Here is a 19,190-nt window from a genome sequence, read left to right as displayed (position 1 = left end):
GATACCATGCATGAATTGCGTTACCTGGGTTTTTGTCATACCGAAAGCATTTATTTCGACGAGGTCGCCTCCCATTCGGGCCATGACAACTATTCAAGGATGGATTCCCCTGTTCCCGATGGATGGGAGCGCAAGGTGGGGGCCGAATGGGTGGTCATGAGACCGGACAACTGGAGCGGGCCGCGGCAGGGGTGGAAGATCCACCTCTCGGCGACCCTGGAGAACGCACCCGAGATCCTGGACACGGTATGGGAATACTGCATGTCCCACCCGGTGATGTTCAAGTTCATCCGGAGCACCGGCGTTCTGGCCCGCCGGAACGGAAAGTACGGGGACCGTGGATCCAGCGGAAAGTTTATTTCCCTCTTCCCGCCGAATGACGCTGACCTGGAGAAGCTGCTCCACGATCTCGACGGTCTGCTGTCCGGGAACGACGGCCCTTATATTCTGAGTGACCTGCGGTGGCGCTCCGGTCCGCTCTATGTGCGCTACGGCGGGTTCGACATGATGATGGGTGTCGACACATCCGGGGAGATGGTGCCGTGCATCGTTAATCCCCAAGGGGAACTGGTCCCGGATCACCGCGGTCCGTCCTTCCGGGTACCCGACTGGGTTGATATACCAGGGTTCCTCGACGAGGCCCATAAAGCCCGGAGAGCCCAGAACCTGTCCGATTTTCCGTTCACCGTGTACCGGGCGCTGCACTTCTCGAACGGCGGCGGGGTGTACCGTGCCACCGCGTCGGAAACCGGTGAGGACGTCATCCTCAAGGAGGCACGGCCCTTCTCCGGTATCGACGCCTCCAACGAGGACGCCGTGGAACGCATCCGCCGGGAGAAGTGGGCCCTCGAGGTCCTGGACGGTATGCCGGGCATCCCCAGGGTCGAACGGTTCATCCGTGGGCACGAGCACTACTTCCTGGTCCGGGAGTTCGTGGCCGGCAGACCGCTGAACGCGCGGATTCAGGAGAAAAACCCGCTGCTCACCGGCGACGGCCACGCCTCGGGGCAGGCGTGCGCCGAGTACGCCCGTTGGGGGCTGTCGATCCTGGAGCAGGTGCGGTCCGGGATCTCTGGCATGCACGAGCGCGGCGTCGTGTTCGGGGACCTGCAGCCGCGCAACATCCTCGTCGACGATGACGACACGGTGGGGTTCATCGACTTCGAGGCCATCAGCTCGGTCGCTGACGCGTCCCCGCAGTCGCTCGGGACGCCGGGGTACGCGGCTCCTCAGGGATACACGGGAACCGATATTGACTGGTACGCCTTCGGCTGCCTGTGCCTGGCCGTCTTCGCGCCGGTGACCACCCTGGTGCCGTGGGGCGAGGACAAGGTGCGGGCGCTCCTGGAACTCGTCGAGAAAAGCTTCGACCTGCCCGAGGACTTCGCGGCCGAGGTCCGCCGACACCTGGGGCGGGACCACGCTGCCGCCGTGCCCTTCGCCGACCCCGAGTGGAAGCCCGACGGTGTGAGCGGCCCGTCCCCGACCAGGGACCGGATCATCGGGGAGATCGTCGCGGGCGCCGCCCCCGAGCGCGAGGACCGCCTTCATCCCGGGGACATCGCCCAGTTCCTCCGGCCCGGGGGCGGAGTCGCGTTCGGTTCGGGGGCGCTCGGGGTCCTGTGGGCGGCGCGGCAGGCGGACGCCCCTCTGCCTGGTGCGCACCTAGAGTGGACGCTCGAACGCCTGGAGCACCTGGAGCGGACCTCGGCACTGGAGTCCATGGGGCCCGGCCTCTTCCACGGATCGGCCGGTATCTCTTACGCGCTCCGGACCCTGGGGCGCGGCGCCGAGGCCGACCGGGTCCTGGAACGGGCTCTGGAGGCCCCGCGCGGCACCGAGCTCGGGATCGCCGACGGCTTGTCCGGGATCGGCCTCGAACTGCTGCACCGCTCCTGCCGGTCCGACGAGGACACGCACGCTGCCCAGGCCCGCCGGGTGGCCGAGGACGTGGTCGAGGCGCTCCACCTTTCCCCGGTCGACCGGAGAAAACGGGGATTGCTGCACGGGCGCTGTGGCGCCGCGCTCTTCCTCGTGCGCTGCTACGAGCGTTTCCGGGATCCGGCGATGCTCCAGGAGGCGGGGGAGGCCCTGCATTCGGAGCTCTCCGCGGTCGGGTGGGCCCCGGAATCAGGGCGGTTCGACCCCTCCGCCCACGTGCGGCGTACGCATGGATTGAGCGGAATGCCCGGCATCGGAGTCGCGCTGCACGCCTATTTGCGCCATGTCGACGAGCCACCGCTGCGGACGGCCCTCGATGACTGCCGGGAGACCATGGAGAGCCCGATCGTCGCGTGCGCCGGGCTGGAGCACGGGCGGGCCGGGACCATCCTGGCCCTGTCCCGGGTAACAGGTGGCACCGCCGAGGAGATCCCCGCACTGCTGCGGCACGGGGACGCTCTCGGCTGGTACGCCATCAGCACCGATGACGGCCGACTGGGCTTCCTCGGAGCGCACAACCTCCGCCTCTCCGCTGACCTCCTGACAGGCTCGGCCGGAGTCCTGGCGGCGCTGAGGGCCCTGAGCCACGGGCCTGATTCATTTCCGGTCCTCGACCCCCAGGAACCGTGCGGATGAAGGACGACCCAACCACTCCACGACGCTGATACGCGGAGGTAACGACCACTGATGGAACCCGCTGTTGCTCCCGCGGTACACGTCTCCGGACTCGAAAAACGGTACGGGTCGGTGACGGCCGTGAACGGCATCCACCTGACCGTCGCCTCCGGAGAGATCTTCGGCCTACTCGGGCCGAACGGAGCCGGCAAGACCACGACGATCGAATGCATCGTCGGACTGCGACGCCCGACCTCGGGAACGGTCCGCGTACTGGGCAGCGACCCGGTCGCGGAACGAGACCAGATCCGACCCTGCGTGGCCATCCAACCCCAACACAGCGCCCTCTTCGAGCTGCAGACTGTCGAGGAGACACTCCGGGTCTGGTCCTCGCTGTACACGGACGCGGCGGGGGCCGAAGAGATCATCGACCGGCTCGGGCTACACGACTGCCGCCGCCACCGCGTCGGCAAACTCTCGGGCGGCCAGCGCCAACGCCTCCTCGTGGGCTTGGCGCTCATCTCCCGACCCGACCTGCTCGTCCTGGACGAACCGTCCGCCGGGATGGACCCCAACGCGCGGGAACAGCTCTGGGCCGCCGTCACCGGCCACCGGCTGGCCGGGGGCACGGTGCTGCTGTCCACGCACACCATGGAGGAGGCGCACGCCTTGTGCGACCGCGTCGCCATCGTGGACGGAGGACGCGTGGCCACCTACGGGGCCCCTGAGGACCTCGTACGCGAGCACACCCCCGAACGTTACGTGACCTTCATCCTGCGCGACACGGGGGCCTTGGACGAGTTCGAACTCTGGGAGGGCGTCTCGCGCGTGACGTCCCGCCCTGTGCGGGACGGCACCTTCGTCCAGCTGCAGAGCGCCGTACCTGAACGGACGATGACGGCCGTGCTGAACGCGTCCTTCGAGACGCGCGATGTCGCGCTGCGCGAACCCAGCCTGGAAGAGGTCTTCCGCCGGGTTACCGGTCGCGACTTCGACGAACCTGGGGCCCGGTCCTCCACCAGCAACGCCTCCACGACCAGCGAGTAGGAATGCCCCAGATAACCTCTGCCCCCATGCGCGCGCTGACCGCGCTGCACACGCGCGACTTCGTCAGGGCGCGCTCCCAGTTCTACTTCGTTCTGCTCTTCCCGTTCGGGATGATGACCCTTTTCATCGGGCTGGGCCTGCTGATGACCGGTGAGGACAGCCGGGTCGATCCCTGGGCGCAGCTCGTGCCGTTGAGCGTTTTCCTGGCCCTGACGGGCACGACCCTCCTCGCCACGGCGAGCCCGTGGGCGGCCCTGCGGACCCAGGGCCAGATGCGGCTGTTGAGCACCACACCCGTACGGCGCTCCACGATCCTCATCTCGCACACACCCGTCAGGCTGGTGACCATCGTGTGCGTCATCACCGTCATCGTGCTCGTGGGAATGGCGATCGGTGTCGTCGAGCCCGCCAACGCACCGGCCCTGATCGGCGCCAGCCTGCTGGGAGTGCCGATGTTCGGGGCGCTCGGTTACCTCATCGGCGGCCTGGTGCCCTCGACCGACGTCGCCAACAACATCGGAAGCATCCTCCAGCTCGTTCTGATGTTCAGCTGCGGGCTGGTGCTGCCGCTGGAGATCTACCCCGACACGGTCGCGTCGGTGCTGACCTATGTGCCGACCACCTTCTACGCGGACCTGCTCATGGGACAGGTGGAAGGCGGCGAGTCCCAGCACCCGATCTGGGTGTCCGCGCTGGTCGTGCTCGGAACCGCCCTGTTACTGGCCCTACTCGCCGTACGTACCTTCCGTTGGTACGACGACTCCTGAACCGGAACCGACCATCCGCGCCGCTTCCGGCCCCGAGAGAGACCTCCCATGCTGGATATCCCCGCCACGCTGCGCTCCCCGACAGGTGTCGCCACCAACTACTCCGTACGGCGGCCGGACCCCCCGGACGAGCTGCTTTGGTGCACCGCGGTCGAAGTCGACACCGGTCAGGACGCCGCGGACCTGCCGCCGTCCATGGTCACCGTCGGTGCCTACGGGCACACCCGAGGCGATTCCCTCGTGCGCGGGGCCGGCGAGGCTGTCGAGAGGTACGCGCTGTACCCGGGGCCGCGCGGGGATGCCCCCTGGCAACCGCGACCGGTCCACGCCTCAGCGGAGGAGCTGGACGAGGCGTCGCTCGACTACTCCGCCGCCGGCGTCGCCCTGGGGGCACCCGACTCGGTGGGCCACCGGATCGACTGGTACCCGGCACGTCGGCTCCGCGACGGCGCGCGGGTGCTCATCCCGGCCGCTCTGGTTGACTGGCCGGTCAGCGCCGAGCAGGCCGCACACTTCGACCCGGGGCCCTCCTGCGCGGCCGCGGGGGAGGGATTCGACCACGCTCTGCGCAGCGCCTTGTTCGAGATGATCGAGCGGGACGCGGTGATGGTCGCCTGGGAGCGCGGGCTGCGCCTGCCCCGTATCGACGTCACCGAGGAGGCGTCCCAACCCGACGCGCCAGCAATGTTGCGCGCCGCCGCCGCCCTGGTGGGCCAGGCCTCGCGCGCGGGTGTCGAGGTGCACGTGGCGCGCATACCGACCGGGGTGCCCGGCGTCTTCTGCGCCGTGGGCGTCGCCGTCGCCCACGGCGGCGACGTGCCCGTCGCCGCCGTGGGCGGGCGGGCCGCGGACGATCCGTCTGCGGGGGTCCTCGGCGCGGTGCGCGAGGCCCTTCAGGTCTGCTCCTTCCTGCGGAACGTCGCGCGTGCCCTCGGCCGTCCAGACCGTGCCCCGGCCCGGATCCGGGGAGAGGAGGACCGCGCGGCCTTCCTCGTCACGCGGACCGGGGCGGAGCTCGTCCTCGACTGGCTGCGGGGCTTCGGCAGCGGTGAACTCCTGCCCGCGGCGACTCCGGTCCCCACCGAGGACCTGGTCACGGGGCTCGTCGCCGACGGCGCGGACCCACTCGTCGTGGATCTGACCCCCAGATTGCCCCCGTCCCTGGTCGACATGGGCTGGAGCGTGGCTCGAGTGGTTCCCGCCGGTTACCAGCATCTGCGGATGTCGGAGGAGTTCTCGTGGAGCTGGAACCTTCCCAGGATTTCCGGCGCCGAGGTCCGCACGGGTCTGCCCGCCCGGTTCCGCCCCGGCGAGGGCCACCGCCCGAACCCGCTCCCGTAGACACACGCGTCCCGGGCCGCCCGCTGGCGCCCCGGAGGTCCGATGAACCGGAACAAGGAATCGATGAGGTGCAGTGAGTAACGACAACTCGAAAACAGGGCTCAGCGTCATGCGGGACAGGCTCCTGCTCTGGAGCGTGGGCAACATCGGACCGGACACCGGGACCGGGTGTTCGACGGTGCTCTTGGAGGACGCCGGGCACCTCGACGCCGTGGCCGAGTCCGACCTGGTGGGCCCGGAGACGGTGCTGTTCGTCCAAGGGGGCGGAGACCAAGACCGCGTCCGCGCCTTCGACTGCGAAGGATCCATCGTCGAACCGGGCTCGGAATTCGCGGTCGGGGACGACTTCTTCCTCCAGATCCAGGACTACGTCTCGACCGAATTCCTCCCCCTGCTGGGGCCAACCCTCATCCGCGTCACGGGGGCGGACGACTTCGAACGGTTCCTCGCGGACGCGGACACCGCCTACACCGACGGTTCGTTCCAGGAGTACGTCGTGTCCCCCTCTGTGCGCATCGCCGACTTGCCGGGGCTGGGAGCCGACACCGGGAGCGGCGGTCCCCGGTCGCGCCTGTACGTCGGCACGCACGGGCAGGTCTCCACATCCCCGACCGGGCGCGGTCTCGGAATGGTGGACACGCCCTTGAGGGAACTCCAAAACCGCTGGACGGAACTGAACGCTGGGTTCCAGGTGGGCTGCTCGGTGTGCCTGGCTGACGCCATCGGCGAGGACGAACGCGCCGACGCACTGGTCGCGCGGCCGTGGATCGCACGGTACCTGACCGTTCTGGACGCGGTGCGCACCCTGCGTGCCCAGGAGGTCCAGAAGATCCGGGTCTCCGGGTTCGGGGGACGCCTCCTGCCGCCGCTCGGCGACCTGGCGGACCCCGCCGACACGACGGAGCCGCAGACCCCCGTCGTGATGGAGAGCGGCGGAACCGTCTACGCCTACCTCCCCGCGTCGGGACGTGTCCTCCGGATGCCTCCCTCGACCGGGCACGCGTTGGAGGCCCTGACCGTGTGCGGGTCGGTCGACCCCGCGACCGAGTACGCCGACCCGGATTCCGTTCGCAAGCTCGCCTCACTGCTCCAGTGGGACGAACCTCTCCGGGTCCCGGGCCGACGGTGAATGCGCGGAAGGGGGAAACGAGACATGAACCCGGAAACGGGGCGCGCTGCTGGCCCGCCCGAGGATGCGGGTGGGCCGGACGGCTCCGCGGCCGCCGACCTCTACGGCCCGGACGGCGCCGACGTGTACCACGACATCTCCGAGAACGACACCTACGAGATCAGGGAACTCAAGCGCGCGGTCCGGCGCAGGGGCGGGCCCGTACTCGAACTCGCGGCGGGATCGGGGCGCATCACCCTGCCTCTGTTGGCCTCCGGGCTGGACGTGACCGGGCTCGACCTGTCCGAGACCCTGCTCCGCCGGCTCCGGGGCCGAATCGAGAAGGCCCCTGACCGGGTGCGTTCCGGTTGCACCGTCGTCCACGGCGACATGTCCGCCTTCGACGTGGCGACCCGGTTCGGGGCCGTGGTCCTCGGGACGAACTCGATCTCCCTGCTGGACGACGACGCCAGGGAAGGCATGTTCGGGTGCGTGGCGCGCCACCTCGCCCCGGACGGCGGGTTCTTCTTCACCGTCACGGCTCCCGCCGCGGGGGTGAGGGCTGCCGGTGCGGTCGAGACCCGCGTCAGGGGAGCAAGCGGACTGCACTACCGCTTGCGGGAGAGGCCGGCCGGTCCCCGCACCGTCGTCGTCACGATCATCCCGGAGGAGGACGGTGGCGCCCCGCGCCCGGTCCTGGAAAGCACCCTGCGCACGGTACCGGCGCGCGTCCTGGAGGACGAGCTCGGCCGGGCCGGGATGCGGATCGTTCGCCGACAGGAGCTGCCCCGGTCCGCACCGGAGAAGCAGAACGTGCTGATCGAGGCGGAGATGTTGGATTGACCCGTTGGGCCCGCCCCAGCCCCGCACGGGAGGAGCGGTTCCGTCCCGCCCCGGGGACCGACAGGTTTCCCGAGGTCGAGTCACCCCCTCCGACACTATGGAGGCAAGTTCGATGCGTGTTCTTCTGTCGCCATTCTTCGTGCTGAAGTCGCACCTGTATCTGATGGCCCCCCTGGCGTGGGCGCTGCGTTCCGCCGGGCACGAGGTCCGCGTCGCGTGCCGTCCGGAACTCGTCGACGCCGCCGCGGGGATCGGCCTCACGGCGGTACAGGTCGGCCGGGAACCGGCGGATCCCCGGCACGCCCCCGGGGCCGCCGGGGTGGACCTGGCGACCGTGGAGTCGGAAAGCGACGACCTCACCCAGGACGACTACGGAAGGGACGACCCCTACCTGGAGCTCTGCCTGGCCGTGGAGGGAACACTGCGGCCCTCCTGCACCCGCGCCGTCCTGGACGACCTCGTCGGGTTCGCCCGCGCGTGGAAACCCGATCTGGTCGTCTGGGACGGCCTGTCGTACCCGGGGGCCGTGGCCGCACGGGCCTCCCGGGCCGCCCACGCCAGGCTCCTCGTCGTGGCGGACGCGTTGTTGCAACTCCGCGGGGCATGGCGGGAAGAGAAAGGGGACGATCCGCGTCCCGACCCGCTGCGTAAATGGCTGACCCCGCTCCTCAAACGCTACGAGTGCGAGTTCGACGAGGAGCTCATCCGCGGCCAGTGGACCATCGATGCCCAACCTCCGTGGGCGCGGACCGGTCCGGGACCCGTCGAGGTCAGCATGCGGCCGATCTCCTGCAACGGCCCCACCGTGGTCCCCCGGTGGTTGGACACCCCGCCGGAACGGCCGAGGGTGTGCGCCACCACGGGAGGTTCGTACAGGGGAGGGTTGTCCCACGAGATCACCGCCGAGGTCGTCATCGACGCCGTCGCCGACCTCGACGTCGACGTGATCGCGACCTTCACGGAGAAGGAGGTGAGCCGCGCGTCGCTCCCCGACAACGTCCGGGCCGTCGACCACGTCCCCCTCGCCCCCTTGCTGTCCTCGTGCGCCGCCGCCATCCACCACGGGGGGCTCGGCACGGTGGTCTCGGCCTGGGAACACGGAGTTCCCCAGCTCATCGTGCCCGGAATCTTCGGCAACAACCGGTGGTACGGGCCGCTCGCCTACGCCAACGGCCTCCAGGCACAGGGCGCCGGCGTCAACGTCGGGAAGGCGAACCGTGTTACCCCGCAGATGCTGAGACAGCAACTCCTGCGGGTCCTCGACAACGGCTCCTTCCGCACCAACGCCGAGCGGCTCCGGACCGAGGCCCTCGGGCTCCCCACCCCCGCCGAGGTCGTCCCGGCATTGGAACGGCTGACCGGGGCCCACCGCAAGGGAACGGTCGACCGATGAGAGCCGCGGCCCTGGCCAGCACGCACGGGAACCATCGCCGACCGCCGAGTAGAGGAGGGCGCCGTGGAGCAGGCGCCAGACACTGGTAGCGGTCCGGACGAGCGGGTTGTGACCGCACAACTGCGACGACACCTGCCCACCCGTGCGGGCCGGAGGTTCCGGGAGTGGTTCCTCATGCGCCTTCGGGGCACACTCCGCACAGTGGACCGCGTTCCCCTGGCCAGCCTCCGGGGCTGGGACTTCGACGCGGCCGACCTGAACCTGCGCCACGAGAGTGGACGCTTCTTCACCGTGGAGGGACTGCACGTTCGCGGTGCGCCCGGTGCTGTTCCTGAGTGGAGCCAGCCGATCATCAACCAGGCGGAGATCGGAGTCCTGGGCCTGCTGGTGAGGAAGCGCGAGCACGGGGTCGAGTGTCTGGTCCAGGCGAAGATGGAACCGGGCAATCCCAACGTCCTACAGATCTCGCCGACGGTCCAGGCCACACGCAGCAACTTCACGCGGGTCCACCGGGGAAAACCCACGAAGTACCTTGACCATTTCGCCCACGCCCGGGGCGTCCTCGCCGATGTGCTCCAGTCGGAGCAGGGTGCATGGTTCCTGAGCAAACGCAACCGGAACATGATCGTGCTGGTCGACGAGGAAATCCCACCCGCCGAGGACTTCCACTGGATACCCCTCCGTGAACTGCGCGCCCTCCTGCACGTGGACGGCATGGTCAACATGGACCTGCGGACCGTTCTCGCCTGCATGCCCGCCACCGTCGACCACTGGGACACGGCCGCCCGGACGCGGGGGTCCGAACTCCCAGCGCAGGAACACCCGGCAGGCTGCCACGACAACGTGGCGGACGTACTGAGCTGGTTTACCGGGCTGAAGAGCCGGTGCACGATGACCGTGCGCAGCGCACCGTTACTCGGGTTGCCGGAGTGGACGCGGGGACCGGACGAGATCGCCCACGTGGAAGGGCGCCACTTCAGCATCATCGGAGTGAGCGTCAGAGCCGGGAACCGCGAGGTGGCGGAGTGGGATCAACCCCTGCTCCGTCCCGTCGGCCGAGACGTCATCGCCTTCCTGGTCAGCTCGTCGGAGCACGGCCGGTTCGACGTTCTGGTTCGGGCCCGGACCCAGGTCGGGTTGGTGGACGGGGTAGAGATGGGACCCACCGTGCACTGGGGTCCCTCCCACCGCTCCGACGACGAGCCCGAGGTCCTGGACTGGGTCCTGCGGGCGCCCAAAGAACGCGTCCTGTTCGACACCGTGCTCGCGGAGGAGGGCGGCCGGTTCCACCACGCGCTCAACCGGTACATGATCGTCGACACCAGGAGCGACATCCCCCGGCACGTGCCGGACGACCACCGCTGGGTGTCCCTCCTCCAGTTGGAAGCACTGGTCCGGCACGGTTACTACCTCAACATCGAGGCCCGGACCCTCCTCGCGTGCCTGCACAGTGTGGCGGGACCCCGGACGCGGACACCAGGACAAGGAGCAGGGCAGTGAGACCAGAGCGGGTCAGGTTCGGGATCCTCGGTTGCGCCGACATCGCCAGGCGCCGAACCATACCGGCCATGCTCCGCGAGCCGGGAGCCGAACTCGTCGCGGTCGCCTCGCGGAGCGCCGCCACGGCCCGCGAGTTCACCACCCTCTTCGGCAACGAGGCGGTCGAAGGGTACGGGTCGCTGGTGGAGCGCACTGACATCGACGCCCTCTACATCCCCCTCCCCGCGGGCCTGCACCACGAGTGGATCCTCCGGGCGCTGAACGCGGGCAAACACGTCCTCGCGGAGAAACCGCTGACCACCAACTACCAGGACACGGTGGAAGCGGTCGAAATCGCGCGATCACGCGGACTGACCCTGATGGAGAACCTCACCTACACGTACCACGGCATGCATGCGACCGTCCGAGAACTGGTGGCGACGGGAACGGTGGGGGAGCTCAGGACCGTCAGCGCGGCCTTCGCCATTCCCCCCTTGCGGGACGGCGACATCCGCTACCGGCCGGAGCTGGGCGGCGGGTCCCTGGCGGACAACGGTATCTACCCCCTCAGCGCCGCGCTCCTCCACCTGGGGCCGGAACTCGACGTGGTGGGCGCCGCCCTCAAACGGGCCGCCCAGCACAGCGTAGACGTCGCCGGGAACGCGCTGCTGAGTACCCCGTCCGGGCAGACGGCCACCGTCACCTTCGGGTTCGAACACTCCTACCTGTGCCAGTACGTGCTGTGGGGGAGCGAGGGGCGCGTCGTCGTGGACCGCGCGTACACCCCGCCCCCGACCCTGCGCCCGACGATCAGGGTGGAGCAGCAAGACACGACCTGGGAACGCACCCTGGCCGCGGAGGACCAGTTCGCGCACTGCCTCCGGGCGTTCGTCCGCTCTGTGGCCGGTACGGCCCCGGACCTGCCCGGAACGGCCACCGCTGACCTCCTGCGGCGCGCCCGGCTCATGGACCGGGTGCGGTCGCGGGCACGGATCCTGTCCGCGACTCCGGAGCACCGGAGCCGCACGCCCCCCTCGGCGGGGCACGGACGGAGGAGCGAATGAAGGGCACCCGCGTCCTCGTGACGGGCGGAACCGGCTTTCTGGGCCGCCGCGTGTGCGCGGACCTGGCCGCCGCCGGCGCCGAGGTCGCGGTGGTGGCGCGCCGTGCGCCCCCGCGCGGGTTCCCTCACCGGTTCCTGGCTCTCGACCTGTCTACGGCCGGTGTCGCGGACGTGGTCGCGCTCCTGGAGAGGGAACGGCCCGACGTCGTCGTCAACGCCACGGGAAGCATCTGGGGACTGGACGACCAACGGATGCGCGCCATGTGCACGACTCCGGTGCTCCTGCTCGTGGAGGCGCTGGCCGCCCTCGGCCGGGGAACCCGGCTGGTCCACCTCGGCACGGTCCTGGAGTACGGGCCCCTACCCCCGGGTAGTTGGACGCGGCCGGGAGCCCTGCCCCGTCCAACGACCTCCCACGGCAAAGCGAAGTACGAGGCGACCCGGGCCGTCCTCACGGCGGCCGAGGCCGGGAGCCTGGACGCCAGCGTCCTGCGCATCGCCAACATCGTCGGGCCGGGGACGCCGCCCGTGAGCCTCCTGGGCACGGTGGCCGATCAGTTGGCCAACTTCCCGGGCGGGGCCGGCGAGGCACGGGTCGAACTCTCCCCCCTGGTCGCGCGAAGGGACTACGTCGATGTACGCGACGTGTCCGGCGCGGTGCTCGTGGCGGCGCACCGGGGCACACATGGGCAGGTGGTCGATATCGGCCGGGGAGAAGCCGTACCGGTACGCCGGATGGTCGAGATGTTGATTCGGGTGAGCGGTGTGCCCGCACGGGTGGTGGAACGCCCTGGTCGGTCGCCCGCGGCGGACGACTGGATCCGGGTCGACCCGGGACCGGCCCGCGATGTGCTCGGCTGGACCGCCCGCCGCCCCCTGACCCGGTCGGTGCGCGACCTGTGGAACACCCTCGTTCAGGGTCGCTAGACAGGTCTTTCCGAAGGCCTGCGAGTACGAAGAGAGGGGAACAGGGCGTGCGCTGCGGTGCGAACCGGGTTTCAGCTCCGCCGCACCAGGAGCACGATCCCGGCGATCACGACCGCCGCGACACCGACTCCGCCCCAGATGAGCGCCGAGGCTCCGCCGGACTGGTCCCCTTCCGCCGAGGCTGTGGGCTCGGACTCCGGCGTGTCGCCGTCCTTGTCCGCGGCGGTGGCCTCCTCGGGCAACGGGACGCTCCAGACCGGGCTGGTCTCGCCCTCCGAGCCGGCGAGCAGCGCGGATCCGTCAGGGGTGAACGCCAACGACTCGCCCTGTTCGGACTCGGGCAGGCCGACCTGGGTGGTGCTGGCGCCGGGTACGCCCTCGGTGGCGTCGTAGACCGTGGCCGCCCAGTAGGTGCGGATCGCGTAGTGCGAGCCGTCCGGGGAGAACGCGGCGTCGGTGCTGTACAGGGGCGCGGACCCGACCCGGGTCAGCTCGTTGGTGGCGTCGGGGTCGAGGGTCTCGGGTGCCGCGTAGATCCCGCCGGCGACCTCCTTGCTGACGACGTAGACGCGGTTGTCGCGCGGGTCGACCAGCAGCCCCTCGGCGTCGCGCGCGCCGTCCTCGAAGCGGAGGGTGAACGTCTCGACCTCGACCGTCTGGTCGACCAGCTTGTCCGGCTCGGCGAGGCGGTAGATCCGGATGTCGGGCCAGGCGCCCTGGAAGTTGTCGCCGATATCGCCGACGTAGAGCGCGGGGTCGCCAGAGTCGTCGACCCCGGCGGCGATCGCCTCCCAGTCGCGCGCCTCGACCTCCGGGCCCGAGAGCGTGACCGTCGCCTCGGTCCCGCCCTCGCCGTTGACCGCGTATATCTCGGCGGGAAAGTCCCCGCTGTCGTTGTGCGTCCAGTAGATGTCGTCGTGCCGGCCGGACACCGCCAGCCCGCTGGACTGGACGATCCGCGGGTCATCCACCTGGAACAGTTCCTCGGTGCCTTCGGGAGCGTCGCTCTCGTCCGATTCCCGGGGGGTGGGCCCAGCCGCACCGAGTGTCGCGGTGGCTGCCATCACGATCGACACCGCGACAGCGGCACGTGTCCTCATATAGGTCATCATCGCATCCTCATCCGGCCTCGACTGCTTGCGACCCGTGCCATGTGGGCATGCTTCGCAGTAGGTGGCGATCACGGCGAGAGGATGACCATGAGGATCGTCGCGTGTCTGAACGGTGACCGTCGTCCGGGGGCACACCCGGCTCTGCCGGTCTCGCCCGACCAGCTCACATCGGATGCCCGAGCGGTTGTCGACGCCGGTGCCGACGAGATCCACATCCATCCGCGCGACGCACGCGGTGCCGAGTCGCTGGAACCCCAGGTCCTGACCCCGCTGATGAAGGCGCTGCGGGCCGCGATCCCCGGTGTGCCGATCAGCGTGACCACCGCCCTCTCCGCGGAGCCCGATCCCTGGCGCCGCTACGACCTGGTGCAGCGCTGGGGCGAGATGCCCGACACGGCGACGGTGAACCTGCACGAGCCCGGCTCCGTGGAGATCGCGCGGCTGCTGATCGACCGCCGGGTGGGGGTCGAGGCCGGCCTCGCGACTCCCGACTCCGCCCGCATCCTGGCCGCCACCGGCCTGGCCGCCGACGTCGTCGCGGCGCTGGTCGAGCCGACCCAGGTCACAACGAAGGACGCGCTGGCCAACGCCTCGACCATCGACGCCGTCCTCGACCGCGCCCACATCGAGCTTCCCCGCATGCTCCACGGCGCCGACGACACCGCCTGGCCGCTGCTCGACGCCGCCGCGGCCGCCGGGCGCGACCTCCGTATCGGGCTTGAGGACACGATGCGCGGGCCTGATGGCAACGAGGTGGAGAACAACGCGGCACTGATCGCCGCGGCGCTGGAGCGAACTGCACCGGCGCGCTGAGCCGGGACCGCGGGGAAGCGACACACCTACAGCAGCGCGCCGACCAGGACGACGAGCATGATCGCCGCGAGCACGATGGGGAGTAGCCAGCGCTGCTTGCGGTTGTTGCTGAGAATGCTCATCCGTCGTCGCGCTCCTCGTGACCGCTGGGCCCGGCCGCACGGTGCTCCCTCGGGGCCACCAGGCGAGCGGTCCGGCTCCGGCCGGGAGATGTCGCCCTCGCGCCCGTGGTTGCACTGGGCGCCGCCATCATATGTCCTCCCTGTCGGAGCCGGACGCGGCGCCCGCGTCCCGCGGTGTTTCGCTGGCCGTGCTCAGCCGCCGTTCGGGTGCGGGGCCAGGTCCCACCGCGCGATCGTCTCGTAGCGGGGACGCGAGCCGGTGCGACTGTGCACCAGGTGCACGTCGGCCGCGGTGAAGTGGGTGGACTCGATGCCGTCGAGCCGGCCCCGCAGCTCGCTCAGGTCGGCCGGGCCGCGGCTGCGTGCCAGCGTGAGGTGCGGGACATAGGGCCGCCTGGACACGTTGATACCGCTCTTCCGGGCGGCCTTGCGCAGCCCGTACGAGAGCAGGGTCAACCGGTGTACGTCGCCCTCGACCGCGGCCCACAGCACCTGGGCCTGCGCGGCGTCCTCGGGAAACGTCCCGCCCCCGCGCACCACGAGGGAGAACGGGTGATGTCGCGCGGCCTCGGTGCCCAGGCGGCGCTCGACCCCGGGCACGTGGCTTTCGGGCACCTCGCCGAGGAAGACCAGGGTCAGGTGCCGGTCCTCGGGCAGTGTCCAGCGCAGCGCCGGCGAATGGGAGCGGAGGGCGGCAACGGCGTCCTCGACCTCCTCCGCCACCGCCGGCGGCGGGGCTACGGCGACAAAAAGTCTCACGCCCTCCTTCTACCCAGGGACTTCAGTCGCACCCCGAGCACCCGGCACAACAGTATCGTCGCGACCATCGTCACCAGCACGGTAATGCTGCCGCCGGTGAGGAGGCTGACGCGCGGGCCGAAGGTGTCGGCGAGGAAGCCGACGATCGGCGCCCCGATGGGTGCCATGCCCAGGAGCACCAGGATGTACATGCTCATCACCCGGCCGCGCACCTGCGGGTCGACGCTGAGCTGCAGGTGGGTGTTCAGGGCGGTGGTGAATGTCATGAAGGCGATCCCCATGGGCACCAGTGCCACGAGGAACGCCAGGTAGCCCGGTGCGAGGCCGCCCAGGATCTGCCCGGCGGCGAAGCCGAACGCCCCGAACAGCACGATGCGCAGCCGGGGACGCTCCCGGCGGGCGGCCAGCAACGCCCCGGTGAGCGCGCCGACGGCGAGCGCGGCCGCGGCGACACCGAACGCCGCGGCGCCCGCCGTGAACACGTTGTTGGTCATCAGGGCGATCTGGGTCTGCGAGGTGGTGCCGAAGATCTGCACGAAAGCGGTCAGCACCAGCAGGATCAGCACGTCCTTGCGGCCGAGTACGTAGCGCAGGCCCTCGCGGATCTGCCCCTTGCTCCGCGGAGCGGGCTCGGTGATCTGCAGCTCGCCGGGGCGCATCAGCCACAGACCAACGAGGACGGGGACGAAGGAGGCCGCGTTGATCAGGAAGACCGGGCCGCTGCCGATCGCCGCGATGAGCAGCCCGGCGACGGTCGGCCCGGTCACCCGGCCGAGCTGGAAGCTGGCGCTGTTCAGCGCGATCGCGTTGGGCAGGTCCCGGCGCCCCACCAGTTCGACGGCGAAGGTCTGGCGCGCCGGGTTGTCCACGACGGTGACGAGGCCGAGGCTGAAGGCGAACAGGTAGACGTGCCACACCTCGGCGGCGCCGGCGGTGGCGAGCACACCGAGGCCGAGCGCGAGAACTCCCATGGCGGCCTGGCTGGCGATGAGGATCCGGCGCTTGCTCAGCCGGTCGACGAGCGCCCCGCCCAGCAGTCCGAACAGCAGCATGGGCAGGAACTGCAGGCCGGTCGTGAGACCGAGGGCCATGCCGCTGCCGCCGCTGAGCTGGAGTACCAGCCAGTCCTGGGCGATCCGCTGCATCCAGGTGCCGGTGTTCGAGACGAGTTGCCCCATGAAGAACAGCCGGTAGTTGCGAACCGCCAGCGAGCGGAACATGGCCGGCCCGCGCCACGGCCGCGGCTCCGCCGCGTCCGTTTCGGGGGGATCGCCCGGCTCGGGGTCCGCTTCGCCGGGTCCGGAGCCGGTCAGGACTGGCTCAGCCGCTCCAGAATCTCCGTCGCTCTGCGCAACGTCTCCTTCTCCTCCGGGGTCAGCTCCTGGAGCTGGCGCGCCAGCCACGCCTCGCGCCGGCGCTGGTCCATCCGCACCAGGCTCCGGCCCTCGTCCGTCAGGTCCACGAGCTGTTGGCGGCGGTCCTGCGGATGCTTCGTCCGGTGAATCAGGCCGTGCTCCTCCAACGCCGCGATGATCCGGGTCATCGATGGCGGCTGAACCTTCTCGCGCTCCGCGAGCGCGCCCGGTGTCATCTGGCCGTGCCGGTTGAGGGTGTACAGAACGGCGCTCTGCCCCAGGGAGAGGGTGGCGGGCCGCTGCGCGCGCAGCCTGCGGGCCAGTCTGCCCACTGCCACACGCAGTGCTGCCGCCAGACCGGCGTCGGTCCGGGTCTGGTGGGGAAGCCGAGGATGATCCATTAGCATGACTCATTACTTTTGCTAACCATAATACCGTGCCCCAACATTCCGCTATGGCGTTCGGGACGTACCAGCCTGACTGTCCGACCGTGCCCGTGTCGCCGAGAGGCGGGCGCGAGGTTGCGTGGCCGCGGCGGGCACGCTGCGACGAGTTTGACCGATCGATCGTCTAGCCTGAAACCGTGCCCAAACCCCGCCAGCCCGACCCCGAGGTCCTGGAGAGCGATTACCGCGTTCCCACGGCACTCGGCACGGCGGCGTGGATCGTGGCTCTTGTGGTCCTCCTCGCCATGGGCGAGGGGCTCGACCGCTCCCAGGAGTGGTGGATATGGGTCTGCATGACCGGGATCGCGCTCGGGCTGTTCGCCTTCCTCTACATCCCGCGGCTGCTGCGCAAGCGCGACGAGGCCGAGCAACGGCACGCCGCCAAGACGGCCGAACGGGCCGACGCGCCAGAGTCGGAGCCGCCCGCGCAACGCTCGGGAGCCGGGGATCAGCAGCGCACCGGCGGTTCGTCCGCTCATGAGGGCGGTTGACGGCCAGTCCGTCCCGGACGGGCGCACACATGGCTTTGTCACTGCCCGATAATGGGCGTGTGCCTGAATCGCTCCGCCCCATACCGCCCCGGCTCGCCGACCGGCTCCGGCACGTACTGATCGACGCCGACTACACCGTGCACGGCGTGCGCGACCGTCTCGGCGACATGGCGGCACGGGCGCTCGCCCGAGAACAACTCACCCCTGCGCTGCGCGCCACAGGGGGTGAGGAACGCCTGGGTCTGCTGCTGCGCCTGTGGTGGTTGCACGCCCCCGTCGCCGAAGCCTCGGCGCGCGCCATCCTGCCCGTCCAGGAGCTTGCCGATGCCGGCCTGCTGCGGGTGCGCGACGGCGAGGTACGGGCCGGGGTGCACCTGGAGCCGTGCGAGCTGGAGGACGGCCGGCCGGGATACGTGGTCTCCGATCCCACCGTTCGCCCCGGCGGCGGGCAGCCGCGCGCCGACCACGTCGTCGGTGCCGGAGGCGCCTCGGCGACCCTGGCGCGACTGATGGTCGACGGGCCTTTCGAGACCGCATTGGACCTCGGAACCGGATGCGGTGTGCAGGCGATGCACCTGGCCGGACGCGCGAGCCGGGTGTGTGCGACCGACGTCAACCCCCGCGCGCTGCGGATGGCCGAGATCAGTTGCGCGCTTTCCGACGCGCCGAACGTCGAGACACGGGCCGGGTCACTGTTCGAACCGGTTCAGGGCGAGCGCTTCGATCTCATCGTCTCCAACCCGCCCTTCGTGATCACTCCCGATCCGGCGCGCTACACCTACCGGGAGTCCGACCGCAGCGGTGACAGCCTGTGCGCCGATCTGGTCCGCCAGGCACCGGGCCACCTCACCGACGGCGGCTGGTGCCAGTTGCTGGCCAACTGGCTGCACGTCGACGGCGAGGACTGGCGCGACCGGGTCGGCGCCTGGGTGAGCGGAACGGCCTGTTCGGGGTGGGTCGTGCAGCGCGAGGTCCAGGACCCGGCGGAGTACGTGGAGCTCTGGCTGCGCGACTCGTGCGAGCACGGGACCCCCGAGTACACCCGCCGCTACGACGCCTGGCTCGACTACTTCGAGCGTGAGGGGGTCAAGGGGATCGGCTTCGGCTGGATCAGCCTGCGCAACGATGTCGCCCAGGACGCCACCGTGCGGGTGGAGGAGCTGCGCCACGAGATCGAGGAGCCGGTAGGCGGGTACCTGCCCGATGTAGTCGACGGCGCCATGACCGCGCACCGGCTTACCGACGCCGCACTGCTGTCAGCGCACGTGACACTCGCGCCCGGGGTGGCGGAGGAGCGGATCGGGACACCGGGCGCTCCCGACCCGGAGAAGATCCTGCTCCGGCAGCGCAACGGTGCGCGGCGGGTCGCCCAGGTGGGCACGATCGAGGCCGGCCTGGCCAGCGTCTGCGATGGCACCATGCCGGTGGGACCGCTGCTCGACGCCATCGCCGAGCTCACCGAGCAGGACCCGCTCAAGGTGCGCGAACGCACCCCCGACGTTCTGCGGTCGCTCATCGCCGAGGGCTTCTTCCGGGTGGCGCGCTAGATGCGATGTGCGCCGATCTTG

General features: G+C 70.2%; 17 protein-coding genes. 13 read left to right on the top strand and 4 right to left on the bottom strand.

Annotation, left to right across the window (positions count from 1 at the left end; genetic code table 11):
• Positions 1 to 6: 6 nt before the first annotated feature.
• From lanKC to F4561_RS23980, 10 genes are all read left to right on the top strand, one after another.
• Positions 7 to 2,577, top strand: coding sequence for a class III lanthionine synthetase LanKC (gene lanKC, locus F4561_RS24025; protein ID WP_221445600.1), 2,571 nt, complete (start codon positions 7 to 9; stop codon positions 2,575 to 2,577).
• Positions 2,578 to 2,628: 51 nt separating this feature from the next.
• Complete coding sequence (locus F4561_RS24020) at positions 2,629 to 3,603, top strand: ABC transporter ATP-binding protein (RefSeq protein ID WP_184581873.1); 975 nt, start codon at positions 2,629 to 2,631, stop codon at positions 3,601 to 3,603.
• Between the two features lie 26 nt (positions 3,604 to 3,629).
• Entirely contained in the window at positions 3,630 to 4,370 is a 741-nt protein-coding gene (locus tag F4561_RS24015; RefSeq protein WP_184581871.1) for an ABC transporter permease, read from the top strand.
• Positions 4,371 to 4,418: 48 nt separating this feature from the next.
• Positions 4,419 to 5,711 (top strand): YcaO-like family protein, encoded by a 1,293-nt coding sequence (locus tag F4561_RS24010; RefSeq protein ID WP_184581869.1) that lies wholly within the window; start codon positions 4,419 to 4,421, stop codon positions 5,709 to 5,711.
• Between the two features lie 73 nt (positions 5,712 to 5,784).
• Complete coding sequence (gene mpaB / locus F4561_RS24005; RefSeq protein WP_184581866.1) at positions 5,785 to 6,840, top strand: daptide biosynthesis RiPP recognition protein; 1,056 nt, start codon at positions 5,785 to 5,787, stop codon at positions 6,838 to 6,840.
• A 24-nt stretch (positions 6,841 to 6,864) separates the two neighbouring features.
• A complete protein-coding gene (mpaM, locus tag F4561_RS24000) occupies positions 6,865 to 7,662 on the top strand; it encodes a daptide-type RiPP biosynthesis methyltransferase (RefSeq protein WP_184581864.1) in 798 nt (265 codons plus the stop codon).
• Between the two features lie 112 nt (positions 7,663 to 7,774).
• A complete protein-coding gene (locus F4561_RS23995; RefSeq protein WP_184581862.1) occupies positions 7,775 to 9,055 on the top strand; it encodes a nucleotide disphospho-sugar-binding domain-containing protein in 1,281 nt (426 codons plus the stop codon).
• Positions 9,056 to 9,118: 63 nt separating this feature from the next.
• Positions 9,119 to 10,555 carry an NDP-hexose 2,3-dehydratase family protein gene (locus tag F4561_RS23990; RefSeq protein ID WP_184581860.1) on the top strand — a complete coding sequence of 479 codons (1,437 nt, stop codon included), beginning with the start codon at positions 9,119 to 9,121 and terminating at the stop codon, positions 10,553 to 10,555.
• On the top strand, positions 10,552 to 11,598 hold the full coding sequence (locus F4561_RS23985) for a Gfo/Idh/MocA family protein (protein ID WP_184581858.1): 1,047 nt from the start codon (positions 10,552 to 10,554) through the stop codon (positions 11,596 to 11,598). The genes F4561_RS23990 and F4561_RS23985 overlap by 4 nt, the downstream gene beginning before the upstream one ends.
• Positions 11,595 to 12,524 carry an NAD-dependent epimerase/dehydratase family protein gene (locus tag F4561_RS23980; protein ID WP_184581856.1) on the top strand — a complete coding sequence of 310 codons (930 nt, stop codon included), beginning with the start codon at positions 11,595 to 11,597 and terminating at the stop codon, positions 12,522 to 12,524. The genes F4561_RS23985 and F4561_RS23980 overlap by 4 nt, the downstream gene beginning before the upstream one ends.
• Before the next feature lie 71 nt (positions 12,525 to 12,595).
• On the opposite strand, the gene F4561_RS23975 is transcribed toward F4561_RS23980, so the two are convergent.
• Positions 12,596 to 13,624 (bottom strand): YjiK family protein, encoded by a 1,029-nt coding sequence (locus F4561_RS23975; RefSeq protein WP_184581854.1) that lies wholly within the window; start codon positions 13,622 to 13,624, stop codon positions 12,596 to 12,598.
• A 99-nt stretch (positions 13,625 to 13,723) separates the two neighbouring features.
• On the opposite strand from F4561_RS23975, the gene F4561_RS23970 reads away from it, so the two are divergent.
• Entirely contained in the window at positions 13,724 to 14,449 is a 726-nt protein-coding gene (locus tag F4561_RS23970) for a 3-keto-5-aminohexanoate cleavage protein (protein ID WP_184581852.1), read from the top strand.
• Between the two features lie 314 nt (positions 14,450 to 14,763).
• Here the strand turns inward: F4561_RS23970 and thpR are convergent, their stop codons facing one another.
• From thpR to F4561_RS23955, 3 genes are all read right to left on the bottom strand, one after another.
• On the bottom strand, positions 14,764 to 15,330 hold the full coding sequence (thpR, locus tag F4561_RS23965) for an RNA 2',3'-cyclic phosphodiesterase (RefSeq protein ID WP_184581842.1): 567 nt from the start codon (positions 15,328 to 15,330) through the stop codon (positions 14,764 to 14,766).
• Complete coding sequence (locus F4561_RS23960) at positions 15,327 to 16,550, bottom strand: MFS transporter (protein ID WP_184581841.1); 1,224 nt, start codon at positions 16,548 to 16,550, stop codon at positions 15,327 to 15,329. Before F4561_RS23960 ends, thpR begins: the two co-directional genes overlap by 4 nt.
• A gap of 89 nt (positions 16,551 to 16,639) precedes the next feature.
• Positions 16,640 to 17,092, bottom strand: a complete 453-nt coding sequence (locus F4561_RS23955) for a MarR family transcriptional regulator (protein WP_376773678.1) — start codon at positions 17,090 to 17,092, stop codon at positions 16,640 to 16,642.
• 176 nt (positions 17,093 to 17,268) lie between these two features.
• Between F4561_RS23955 and F4561_RS23950 the strand changes: the two genes are divergently transcribed.
• Positions 17,269 to 17,622 (top strand): DUF2530 domain-containing protein, encoded by a 354-nt coding sequence (locus F4561_RS23950; RefSeq protein WP_184581837.1) that lies wholly within the window; start codon positions 17,269 to 17,271, stop codon positions 17,620 to 17,622.
• 29 nt (positions 17,623 to 17,651) lie between these two features.
• A complete protein-coding gene (locus F4561_RS23945) occupies positions 17,652 to 19,169 on the top strand; it encodes a DUF7059 domain-containing protein (RefSeq protein WP_184581835.1) in 1,518 nt (505 codons plus the stop codon).
• Positions 19,170 to 19,190 lie beyond the last annotated feature (21 nt).

It is taken from the genome of Lipingzhangella halophila (genome assembly GCF_014203805.1).
GTDB classification, from domain to species: domain Bacteria; phylum Actinomycetota; class Actinomycetes; order Streptosporangiales; family Streptosporangiaceae; genus Lipingzhangella; species Lipingzhangella halophila.
The sequence above is the reverse complement of the archived record's forward strand: the minus strand, read 5'-3'. Positions and strand labels throughout refer to the sequence as shown.

Excerpts from the sequence above, each read along its gene's own strand:
- F4561_RS24015 (WP_184581871.1), top strand. The coding sequence starts at position 3,630 with ATGCGCGCGCTGACCGCGCTGCACACGCGCGACTTCGTCAGGGCGCGC.
- lanKC (WP_221445600.1), top strand. The coding sequence starts at position 7 with ATGCATGAATTGCGTTACCTGGGTTTTTGTCATACCGAAAGCATTTAT.
- F4561_RS23960 (WP_184581841.1), bottom strand. The coding sequence starts at position 16,550 with ATGTTCCGCTCGCTGGCGGTTCGCAACTACCGGCTGTTCTTCATGGGG.
- F4561_RS24020 (WP_184581873.1), top strand. The coding sequence starts at position 2,629 with ATGGAACCCGCTGTTGCTCCCGCGGTACACGTCTCCGGACTCGAAAAA.
- F4561_RS23995 (WP_184581862.1), top strand. The coding sequence starts at position 7,775 with ATGCGTGTTCTTCTGTCGCCATTCTTCGTGCTGAAGTCGCACCTGTAT.
- F4561_RS23980 (WP_184581856.1), top strand. The coding sequence starts at position 11,595 with ATGAAGGGCACCCGCGTCCTCGTGACGGGCGGAACCGGCTTTCTGGGC.
- F4561_RS23970 (WP_184581852.1), top strand. The coding sequence starts at position 13,724 with ATGAGGATCGTCGCGTGTCTGAACGGTGACCGTCGTCCGGGGGCACAC.
- F4561_RS24010 (WP_184581869.1), top strand. The coding sequence starts at position 4,419 with ATGCTGGATATCCCCGCCACGCTGCGCTCCCCGACAGGTGTCGCCACC.
- mpaM (WP_184581864.1), top strand. The coding sequence starts at position 6,865 with ATGAACCCGGAAACGGGGCGCGCTGCTGGCCCGCCCGAGGATGCGGGT.
- F4561_RS23955 (WP_376773678.1), bottom strand. The coding sequence starts at position 17,092 with ATGCTAATGGATCATCCTCGGCTTCCCCACCAGACCCGGACCGACGCC.
- F4561_RS23975 (WP_184581854.1), bottom strand. The coding sequence starts at position 13,624 with ATGAGGACACGTGCCGCTGTCGCGGTGTCGATCGTGATGGCAGCCACC.
- F4561_RS23945 (WP_184581835.1), top strand. The coding sequence starts at position 17,652 with ATGGCTTTGTCACTGCCCGATAATGGGCGTGTGCCTGAATCGCTCCGC.